General features: G+C 60.4%; 8 protein-coding genes and 3 pseudogenes. 6 read left to right on the top strand and 5 right to left on the bottom strand.

The window, feature by feature from the left end; all coding sequences use genetic code 11:
- A partial coding sequence (locus tag A3AI_RS49070; RefSeq protein WP_245287086.1) for an IS630 family transposase occupies positions 1-379 on the bottom strand: 379 nt, incomplete at its 3' end.
- Here A3AI_RS49070 and A3AI_RS0141210 point away from each other — a divergent pair.
- Positions 369-845 (top strand): hypothetical protein, encoded by a 477-nt coding sequence (locus A3AI_RS0141210; RefSeq protein WP_024521043.1) that lies wholly within the window; start codon positions 369-371, stop codon positions 843-845. The two genes, A3AI_RS49070 and A3AI_RS0141210, sit on opposite strands and share 11 nt — an antisense overlap.
- 140 nt (positions 846-985) lie before the next feature.
- Here A3AI_RS0141210 and istB read toward each other — a convergent pair.
- Positions 986-1,817 (bottom strand): annotated as a pseudogene (gene istB / locus A3AI_RS44840) (IS21-like element helper ATPase IstB).
- Between the two features lie 82 nt (positions 1,818-1,899).
- On the bottom strand, positions 1,900-3,135 hold the full coding sequence (gene istA / locus A3AI_RS44835) for an IS21 family transposase (RefSeq protein ID WP_051382810.1): 1,236 nt from the start codon (positions 3,133-3,135) through the stop codon (positions 1,900-1,902).
- 372 nt (positions 3,136-3,507) lie between these two features.
- Between istA and A3AI_RS48585 the strand changes: the two are divergent.
- The 4 genes and pseudogenes from A3AI_RS48585 to A3AI_RS44830 form a co-directional block, all read left to right on the top strand.
- A pseudogene (locus A3AI_RS48585) lies at positions 3,508-3,651 on the top strand (transposase); the annotation flags it as partial.
- A 788-nt stretch (positions 3,652-4,439) separates the two neighbouring features.
- On the top strand, positions 4,440-7,109 hold the full coding sequence (locus tag A3AI_RS0141190) for a PAS domain S-box protein (RefSeq protein ID WP_024521041.1): 2,670 nt from the start codon (positions 4,440-4,442) through the stop codon (positions 7,107-7,109).
- 215 nt (positions 7,110-7,324) lie between these two features.
- Positions 7,325-8,104, top strand: coding sequence for a hypothetical protein (locus tag A3AI_RS49795; protein ID WP_245287085.1), 780 nt, complete (start codon positions 7,325-7,327; stop codon positions 8,102-8,104).
- The gene (locus A3AI_RS44830) at positions 8,077-8,559 is read left to right on the top strand and encodes a shikimate kinase (protein ID WP_245287084.1); all 483 of its coding nucleotides are present in this window, start codon (positions 8,077-8,079) and stop codon (positions 8,557-8,559) included. Before A3AI_RS49795 ends, A3AI_RS44830 begins: the two co-directional genes overlap by 28 nt.
- 259 nt (positions 8,560-8,818) lie before the next feature.
- Here A3AI_RS44830 and A3AI_RS0141180 read toward each other — a convergent pair whose 3' ends face one another.
- Positions 8,819-9,073, bottom strand: coding sequence for a hypothetical protein (locus tag A3AI_RS0141180; RefSeq protein WP_036051678.1), 255 nt, complete (start codon positions 9,071-9,073; stop codon positions 8,819-8,821).
- A gap of 52 nt (positions 9,074-9,125) precedes the next feature.
- On the opposite strand from A3AI_RS0141180, the gene A3AI_RS0141175 reads away from it, so the two are divergent.
- A complete protein-coding gene (locus tag A3AI_RS0141175) occupies positions 9,126-9,653 on the top strand; it encodes a hypothetical protein (protein ID WP_024521039.1) in 528 nt (175 codons plus the stop codon).
- Here the strand turns inward: A3AI_RS0141175 and A3AI_RS44825 are convergent.
- A pseudogene (locus A3AI_RS44825) lies at positions 9,654-9,903 on the bottom strand (IS256 family transposase); the annotation flags it as partial.

Here is a 9,903-nt window from a genome sequence, read left to right as displayed (position 1 = left end):
GAGCTAATTTGGAGAAGAAGCCCTCGATGAGGTTCAGCCAGGAGCCGTGCGTCGGGGTGAAGGTGAACTCGAAGCGTCCGCTCGGCCGGGTGGCGAGCCAAGCCTTGGTTTCTTTGGATACATGCGCCGAATGATTGTCGAGGATCAACTTGATCGCGGTCCCTGCCGGATAGGCGGCGTCGAGGAGCTTNAGGAATTCGACGAACTCGCGGCTGCGATGGCGGTCTCTGACGAGAGCATGGACTTTGCCGGTCAACAGGTCGATTCCAGCCAACAGACTGAGCGTGCCGTGGCGCTTGTATTCATGATCCCGGGCAAAGGTCGGGTGGATGCCGGGTTCGGGAGGCAGGTCGGGAGCCGTCGTTGCGATGGCCTGGATGCCGGGCTTTTCGTCGCAAGAGACGATCGCGACCGCCTTGGCCTTGTTCGGCTTGGCCTTGCTTGATTTGGCCTTGCTCGATTTGGTGTTTTTCGACTTGGCACCGGCTTTCTTCCTTCAGCACTGCGACTTCACGATAGACGCACAGAACCTCGGCCATCTTCCGTTCGAACTCGGCGTCACGATTTTCAAGATAGTAGCGCACCTTGTGCGGCTTGATCTCCTCGTTGCCGAGAATCTTGCAGACGGTGCCCTGGACCAGATGGGCCAGGCACCGATGCCCTGCCGCCGGCCCCCGTCTACGGGCATGATCGGCCAGCAATCGCGTCGTCCACAACTCGTGCGGATAGCCATGGTCTTTGGCCTTGTCGCACGCCAGCGATGCCAGCCACGCCCTGGCTTCCGGCGTGATCGTCGTTCCTTGCCCGGCCGCGGTCGATCGTCGAGGGCAAAAAGCGGCCCATAGGCCAGCGCCCGCTCGACGCACCGCTCGACCGTCTGGTGGTCGTATTGCGCGTCAATCAAGATGAGACGAGGCGGCCGAGTCAGGCGATAATTGACGCTGGCCGCCCGGTTTGGCAAGCTTTGATTGAGGCTGCCCGACCATCAGGCGGCGTTGCCGAGGTCAATCATCGTTCTGTCGAGCTCGTTTGGAGTTGAGTGAACAGGAGGCCGACCTGGGTCGCGCTTGCGATCGAGGGCAACTTTTCGACGGTAGCTCTCGACATTCATTTCGAGGATCGTAGCGTGGTGCACGAGACGATCGATCGCTGCCAGCGTCATTGCTTGGTCGGGGAAGATGCGCCCCCACTCGCCGAACGGCTGATTGGCCGTGATCAGTCGCGAGCGACGTTCGTAGCGCGAAGCGATCAGCTCGAACAGTACGCTGGTCTCCGCCTGATCCTTGCTCACATATGTGATGTCGTCGAGGATCAGGAGGTCATAGCGGTCAAGTTTAGCGATCGGACTCCAGCGCCAGTTCACGCCGCGCCACCTGCAGCCGCTGCACCAGATCGGTGGTGCGCGCGAAGAGAACCCGCCAGCCGTCCTCGAGGAGAGCCAGGCCGATCGCTGCGCCGAGATGAGTCTTGCCTCCGCCAGGCGGACCAAACAGCAGCAGATTGGCGCCAGTCATCAACCAAACGTCGCCGGCGGCGAGCGCCATTACCTGCGCCTTTGACAGCATCGGCACGCTCTCGAAGTCGAACGTGGTGAGCGTCTTGCCGGCCGGCAGCCGTGCTTCCGCCATGTGTCGCTCGATGCGACGGCGGGCACGATCCGCAGCCTCGTGCTCGGCAAGGGCCGCGAGGAAGCGGGCGGCGGGCCAAACTTCCTTGTCCGACTGCGCAGCGAGCTTCGGCCAGATTGCCTTGACGCCGGGCAGTCGCAGCTCATTGAGCAGTAACTCGACGCGCGCGGCATCGAGATCGGTCGCGATCGCCTCGGCAAGTTCGGCTTCGCAGGCGCGCTCGTGGGCCAGCGCCAGAAGCTCGACCGTCACCTTGCAGGCGCGCCGATCGTCACCGTGTTCCCGCAAGGTCTCGAACAGACGTTTGTACGCCGTACGCCGTACGCGGGAAGAGCTGGTCGCGATAGACGAGGCTGGCGAGCGCCATCGGCTTGCGCCGCAGGGCATGGATGACGTGCCGGTAATCAACGACATGCCCACCCTGGCTCTCCGATACAGGTCGACCGCGCCGCAGTGTCCCGACAGGCGTGACGCCGCGGAAGCATTCGAGCCGGTCGTCGAAGATGCGCACACGCAGGCGATGGCCAATCAGTCTTGAAGGCACGGTGTAGAACACCCGCCGCAGGATGAAGCCGCCTGACGACGTCACCGGGATCACCTTCTCCTCGAAGTCGGTCGTGCGGCGTTTCGGCAGCGGCGCCAGCGCCTCCTTCTCGAGCGCGAACCGCTTGGCGAGCTTGGCGTTGCGTCGGCCGACAATTTCGTCGACAAAGGCGCGGTAGGTATCGAGACTGGCGAACTCGCGCGTGCCCCGCAGCAACAGCGCATCCTCCAGCGCTCGTTTGAGATGACCGTGCGCACTCTCGATCGCGCCGTTCTCGTGTGCGATGCCCGCATTGTTGCGCGTTGGCGCCATACCGTAGTGGCCCATTAGCGCGGCGTAGCGCTGTGTCAGATCCTCCCGCGCGTCGGCCGCGAGATTGCGGAACGCCGCCGACAGGCTGTCGCTGCGATGCTCCCGCGGGACGCCGCCGAGCGCCCACAGGGCGTTCTGCAAGCCCTCGGCAAGGGCAACGAAGCTTTCGCCGCCGAGCACGACATGGGCTTGCTCGAAGCCCGAGAACGCGAGCCGGAAGTGATAGAGCCGGTGATTGAGCGCCTCACTCGCGATGCTAATGCCGAGCGCACTTGTGTCGGTAAAGTCCGACAGACCCAGCCGGCCGGGCTCGTGCTCCTGGCGGAAGATCACGTCCTGTTCGGGGCCGTTGAGCGCCCGCCAGGCATTAATGCGCCGCTCCAGCGTGCGTCGGATGTTGGGGTTGAGGTCGGGATGCCGTCGGCGCAGCTCGTCTAGCACGCCGATCACGCGGATGCCGGGCGCAGCCTTCAGGATCGGAATGACTTCGGCGTCCCAATAGGGCGCGAGCGGATCGGGCCGTCGTCGGCCCCTCGGCGCCTTCTTCTGTGATGGCAGGCGCGAGTCGTCTTCTATGCGGTATGCACTCGCCTTCGAGAACCCCGCCTTGGCCGCGGCGGCCTCGGGGGACAGTGTCAGTCGATAGTTCATGTACAGCCTCATCTGGTGGTCGGTGATGTGAAGGCCAGGCAAGGCATCGATTCCCTCTTGTCGAGACGAATCAACAGCTTGCACCAGCAGCACCCGGCCGCCAGACGAGTCCGAAAAGCGCGTCGCCGATGGGGCCGGTCCACCGGTCGGGCTACGCCCTCCCCTCGGTCCGCCCCCATCGGCGCAGTCTCATCTTGACTGTCGTTGAGTTCTCACCCTGATCGCCGCCGCCCACCAGCCGGCGTAGCGCCGATGACTGGAAGCCATATGCTCCGGCAGGATCGCCAGCGTCACGTGCTTGCGCCGCAGCTCGCGATGCACGGCCGCCCAGTCCGGCTCGGCTTGTCGGCGATGGCCCCACCGGGTGCCGCTGCCGGCCTCGAGAGCTACACGCCCAAATACGAGAAGGCGGCCGACTGCCTGAGCAAGGATCGGGACACGCTGCTGGCGTTCTACGACTTCCCCGCCGAGCATTGGAAACACCTGCGGACGACGGATGAGATGGACAAGGGTTATTTTGCGACGAGCCTCGAGCCCCTTCCGGGTATGTTGTTTGGTTCGACCGCGCCGCTGGGGTTCTTCCATCCCGACCGCCCCATTTCACAGCCGCCGCGCGCAGGGGCGGTCAAGGCTGGCCGCGTTTTTACGCGGCCACCGTAAGGCTTGGCCTTGACCGGCCCGAGCACGACGGCCTGCTCGATCGGATCGGGGAGTGCGAGGCGGTCAGGCTGGAAATAGCCCACGCAGCTATTGTCGTCTCGCGCGGGCGACCTCGTGGCGAAGAGCGGCGCGTCGGCTGCAAGCGTCGCCGGGCGGCCTCATTTACATCCCTGCCGGCTTGAGGCGCCCGCGAGGGGCAGAGCGCTTGCGGGCCTTCAGCGCAAACGCCAGCCCGGCTCTGCTGGGGCGGCGCTCCACTCTCACTCAGTCGCTGATACGCAGCAGTCGCCCTTCATCGGTGGTATAAGAATACTCAACTATTCATCCTAATCAATTCAATAATCTATTGAACGGAAATTTCGGCACCCGCGAGTCTGGCGCACGTCCGAACTCACACTCCAATAGTGCTCGAACGCCGAGCGTCCGGTATCGAAAGATTTTAGAGAGCTATACGGAGGTTTACAACTCGCCGTCCTCGCGCTCTTATCAACCCCATGGGCGGGCGCTTGCGCGTCCGGGCCTTCCCGCGCGATCAGTCTCGGGACGGCGTTCAAGAGCCTCGTCGAGTCAGAAACGGATTGACCCTTTTCTGCGCAAAGTGCTCTAAGCTGTCCCGCCAGAGAGGACCAGACGGCTCTACAATCATGCGTAACCAGCTCATCAAGTTCGGACGTTTAACCGCGCAGTTGCTTTTCGGGAGCATTGCACTGGCCCTCGTAACGCTGACTTCCTTGTACTGTCACGCCCATTTCACCGCGACGGCGTTCGCCTATTTGGTGGTGATATTGCTGTTTTCGTTGATGAGCAGCTTCATCGCATCAGCAGTGCTTTCCATCGTGTCTGTTGCTTTGGCCTACCTCTCTACACCGGCTACTTTCGATCTTCGGATCGACAATCCGCAAGATCTTGCGGTGATTGTTGCTTTCTTTGTTGCCTCGATAGTCGGAGCGTACCTGATCGCAAAAATCCTCCAGAAAAGGGAGTGTGCTCTTCAGGCCGGAGACAGGCTCCGGCGCAGCGAGGCCGATTCGCGCGACAGCGAGAAACAGTGGCGCGAAATATTCGAGCATAACCCTGTTATGTACTTCATGGTCGATGCGGTAGGAACGGTCCTGAACGTTAATACCTTCGGCGCAAAACAGCTCGGGTATTTGCCTACAGAGCTCGTCGGTCAGTCCGTGCTCAAGATCTTTCCCGAAGAAGATCGTGCGTTTGTTCGCAATTGTGTTGCCGTGTGCATTGAAACGGTCGGCCAATCGCACACCTGGGACATCCAGAAGATCAGGAGGGACGGCTCTGTGCTGTGGGTGCGTGAAAACGCCAAAGCCATGCACTGGGCGGACGACGCGCTCGTCGTTCTCATCGCCTGCGAAGACATCACTGAGCGAAAGCGGACTGAACATGCCCTGGAGCGGAGCGAAGCCCATTTGGCCCAAGCGCAGGAATTAAGTCAGACCGGCAGCTTCGGCTGGAACGTCGCCACTGGTGAGGTCTTCTGGTCAAAGGAGACCTATCGTATTTTTCAATACGATCCGGCAACGAAACCGACCCCGCGCTTCGTCATTGAGCGCACCCATCCAGAAGATCGCGCTGCCGTGCAAGAGATAATCGATCAGGCGTTGCGAGGCCATAAGGATTTCGAGCATGAATACCGACTGCTGATGCCGGACGGCTCGGTGAAGCACCTGCACGCCCTGGCACGGGCCACTATAACTGCATCCGGCGATGTGGAGTTTATCGGGGCTGTGACGGACATCACGGCTGCAAAGCAGGTGGAACAGCAGCTCCGCCGTAGCGAGGCCTATCTGGCCGAAGCCCAGCATCTCAGTCGCACGGGCAGCTGGTCCTGGGACGTGCGGCGCCGTAATTTCGCGTATCGCTCGGCCGAAGTCTCACGTCTCTTTGGCTTCGATCCGAGAGGGGCTGTATCGGTAGAGGCCTTCCAGTCACGTATCCCTCCAGACGACCTAGAGCGGCTTCGTGAAATGATGCGTCAGGCTAACCATGACAAGGGAGGGCACTTCGAGTTTGATTTTCGGATCATTCTTCCCGATGGCGCTGTAAGGCGCATACATTCCGTCGCGCATGCCGCGGTCGATAGCGAGGGCAGCGTCAGCGAGATCATCGGAACGCATATGGATGTCACCGAACAACATGCGGCCAGGGAGCGGCTGGAAACAGCTCTTGCCGCGCTGCGCGAGAGCGAGCAGCGCTTTCGCGACTACGCCGAAACGGCCTCGGATTGGCTCTGGGAGACCGGGCCGGACCACCGGGTCACGCGTTTGTCGGAGCACACCAGCGCTGCCGGCATTCTGGCCAAAGGGCTCGTTGGCCTCCCTCGGTGGGAAATTGCATGCGACGTCGAAGCAGAACCGGAGAAGTGGCGTCAGCATCGGGCGATACTCAACGCACATCTTCCATTTCGGGATCTGGTCTATCGCACCGTCAACCGGATCGGATCTCCGATATACGTCCGGACCAGCGGCAAGCCGTTTTTTGATGCTTCCGGCAGTTTTCTCGGCTACCGCGGCGTCAGCACCGACATGACCGCAATCATTCGCGCAGATCAGGCCGAACGAGAACTGCGGAAGGCGCAAACCGAACTCGCGCACGTCACCCGCGTAACGACGCTGGGCGAACTGACAACCTCCATCGCCCACGAAATAAATCAGCCGCTCGCCGCCATTGTCACCAATGCCGAAGCTTGTCTTGGTTGGCTTGATCGTGAAATTCCCGACCTTTCCGCGGCGCGCCGCTCAGTGGAGTGGGTCATCGATGACGGGATCCGGGCAAGCGAGGTGATCCGCCGCATCCGAGCCCTCGCGAAGAAGGGGGAGATCGACATGGTGCCGCTCGATATCAATGACGTCGTCAAAGAAGCTGTCGCGTTGGTGACACGTGAGCTGGTCAGCCAGCAGGTGTCGTTGCGAACCGAATTGGCGCCAGCCCTGCCCACGATCCTGGGTGATCGGATTCAACTGCAACAAGTGATTATCAATTTGGTGATGAACGGGGTTGAGGCCATGCAGGCTGTCAAGGATCGGACGCGTGAGCTGGTAATTCGGTCATCCCAGAACGATATGGGGCGCGTGCAACTCGCCGTAACTGATTGCGGCGTCGGTATCCCCGATGATGATGCGGACCGCATATTCGGTCCCTTTTTTACCACTAAATCAAGCGGCCTTGGAATGGGACTTTCGATCTGCCGTTCGATCGTGGAAGCTCACGGAGGGCGCCTTTCGATTGTCCGCAGGCAGGAGCCGGGCGCGACGTTTGAATTCGTCCTACCGATGCATGCACAGGTTGTGTCATGAGCGAGCGCGGTGGCTCGCCGCACGAAAGTCGCAAACGCAAAGAGTCGGATGGCACTTCCTAATAGGGCGTCGAGACGATCGGGCCCGGACACGGACTATCAACGACAAGGACGACGTGTCCGCTGCGACGACCGAATCACGATTTCTGATTCGCGATAATCTTGAGGGTTCTGTGAGGTCGCGGCAAGGAGGCCTCAGAGCGGGCCAAAATTGAGTTGTCCCGCGCTAAAGAGGAAGAGGAGACAATCACTGCTGCGGCACTCAGGGTTGCTGCGACGCTTCGGAAAGACGGTATCCGGGTGAATATGCCCCATTTTGATCGCCGGTTGAAATCGGAAGCCTCCATAAGAGACCAACTCACCGGCATGAGCGTCTCGCCCGGCGGCTCCTCACAGCTGATCAGCAACGCTGTACGGCATGTCTTCGAAGTCCCTGACAAGGATTTTGCAGATTCCTTCAAGAGCACTATGCTGGCGTTTGAGGAGCGTGACTATGACGAGCTCAGCACAACCAACTACTTCAGAATAGAAAATCCATACTTTGCCGGTATCAAGACTGTGCTCGCAACCCCGAAAGGTTACCGCTTCCAAGTGGAGTTCCATACGCCAGGTAGCTACAAGGCGAAGATTGCCAATCACGATACTTACAAGGAGTTGGAGAAGCTGCAGCAGCGAGCGAGCACAGATGCACTGGAACTCCAGCGGCACCTGCGCGAGGTCTGTAAGCAGGTCGCGATTCCCGAGGGCGTCAAGGACATCCCCCACTGGGGAGTCGAAGCGGGCCGTACAGGGGGCGCCAGCGCAACCTTGGGGTCGCGAGCCGTCGAACAAAGAATGTCCGAGATCACCACGTCCTCGAGAATCGAACGAGAGATTGTTGCTGCCCTCGGCGAGCGGCCGATCGTGCTCGTCGGTATGCCGGTGCCGGGAAATCCACCGTCGGCCGGCTTCTTGCGAAACGTCTGCGGATGGACTTCATCGACTCCGATGCCGTGATCAGGACAGAGGCCGGCATGTCAATAAAGAAACTCTGCGAGACCCATGGCGAGCAGCATTTTAAGGAGCTCGAGGCGAAGGTGATCGCGCGTGCACTCGCCCAAGGACCGGCGGTACTCGCGACCGGTTCCGACTCGTTCATCCATGATGAGACCCGTAGCCTCATCCACGACAAGGCAGTCTCGATCTGGCTCAAAGCTGACGCCGACGTGATAATGCGGCGCCACCAGGGTCGGTCCGGCCGCCGGCTACTGCAGAACCCCGACCCGCAGGCGACGGTCACGCGACTGATCAGTGAGCTCGAGCCAGTCTATCAAACTGCCGATCTTACGATCGCTTCGGCCGATGTGTCGCGCAATGATCAGGTAAATGAATGCGTGTTGGCGTTGCACGCCCATCTTCGCGGCGGAGAGGAAGCCGCCCGGCCCCCGACTATCGTTGAAGCGGCAGAATAATCGCGCCGCTCAAACATAAGAACCTCTTCACGGTTGACGTCGCGCTCGGTGGTCGTCTCGGCATTTCCGTCGTCATCTCGGGGCCTTCGATTGAAGAGAGGATTGAACTCGGCGAACACGCGCGACTTCGGGGCCGCGCTCACCTGCTCAACAGTTCGAGTACTTTCACCACCTCATCGCGCGGCTCGAACTGCCCATCGTCATCTTTCGCACCAGACCATATCGTGGCAAGCTTGCGCGGGGTTATCTGCCGACGGGCTTACTGCCCAACGATCAAGGTTTGCCGCAGAGCCTCAAACCGGACAATCTGATTGTTCACAGCTTCCAACGCGATGGCCTGTCCCGATGAAAGGCTGGTCCCGGCCCGAACAGCTGCATCAATCAGCAACGGTGTGCGGAAGCGAGCAGCCGTGCCTCGACCGGACGAAAGAGTCGAATACAGCACGAACTTATGCGGTTCGCCTTCCGGCGTGGATACAGTGGGAAGGCCGAGACCGACGATGATTTCATGCATATCTTCTCGCATCAGAGCGAAGTTGAGTGATGCGCCAGTCGGCTGAAGGGCCTTGCCGACCGGCGTCAATGATATCGATGGCGTGACCCCTGCGTTGAGTGTTGTCGTGAAGGTTAGCGTTTTTAACATTGCCGGTGAACCGGCTATACAAGCTCCCGTCGATTCCAGCCGTGACGACGAGGGTTCGTTCCTCGAAGCCGGCCGGATGTTAGGGGCCCCCACGGTTCGGGATGTCGAGGATAGTCAGCTAGGTGACGACCGAATTTCCAACGTTCGCGCCTTCCTTCGATTATTTGCTGGCGACGTCATCACAGTCAAGAATCTCGATATTCGCAACTATCGCGGAGATGCCATTATCGTGGCTCGCGAGGTGGTCTTTGATAACTTCAGCTCCATCAAAATCGGAAACAAGAATCTCTTTATATTCGCAAACACCCTTCAATCGGCGAACGGTAGGAGCGGTATTCCAATATACGCTTATGCGCAGGACGATGTACCTTCCGAATTGGGATTGGAGCCCGGGGAGGGCCGGGCGCGACGGTGCGTCGAGCTATGGCTGATTCTGGGTGACGCGGCCTGATCAGGCGGCGTGGCTTTCAGTGGTCGGAATGACCTCGATGCCGTCAGTAAACTTTACACCGGCGATGACCTTCGGCAACTGATTTGTTCCTTTCAGTCGGCGCCATGTCTTCGATGCGGCGTCGATCAACTTGAACACCATCAGCTTCGCGGTTTTCGGCGAGAGCGATCCTTTCGTTCGCACCGTCCGGTGCCGCACCGTGGAGAACACGCTCTCGATCGGATTCGAGGTGCGCAGATGAGCCCAATGC

Source organism: Bradyrhizobium sp. Tv2a-2 (genome assembly GCF_000472425.1).
In the GTDB taxonomy this organism is placed as follows: Bacteria; Pseudomonadota; Alphaproteobacteria; order Rhizobiales; family Xanthobacteraceae; genus Bradyrhizobium.
This window is presented reverse-complemented; position numbering and strand designations above follow the sequence as displayed.

Excerpts from the sequence above, each read along its gene's own strand:
- istA (WP_051382810.1), bottom strand. The coding sequence starts at position 3,135 with ATGAACTATCGACTGACACTGTCCCCCGAGGCCGCCGCGGCCAAGGCG.
- A3AI_RS44830 (WP_245287084.1), top strand. The coding sequence starts at position 8,077 with ATGGACTTCATCGACTCCGATGCCGTGATCAGGACAGAGGCCGGCATG.
- A3AI_RS0141210 (WP_024521043.1), top strand. The coding sequence starts at position 369 with ATGGCCTGGATGCCGGGCTTTTCGTCGCAAGAGACGATCGCGACCGCC.
- A3AI_RS0141190 (WP_024521041.1), top strand. The coding sequence starts at position 4,440 with ATGCGTAACCAGCTCATCAAGTTCGGACGTTTAACCGCGCAGTTGCTT.
- A3AI_RS0141180 (WP_036051678.1), bottom strand. The coding sequence starts at position 9,073 with ATGCATGAAATCATCGTCGGTCTCGGCCTTCCCACTGTATCCACGCCG.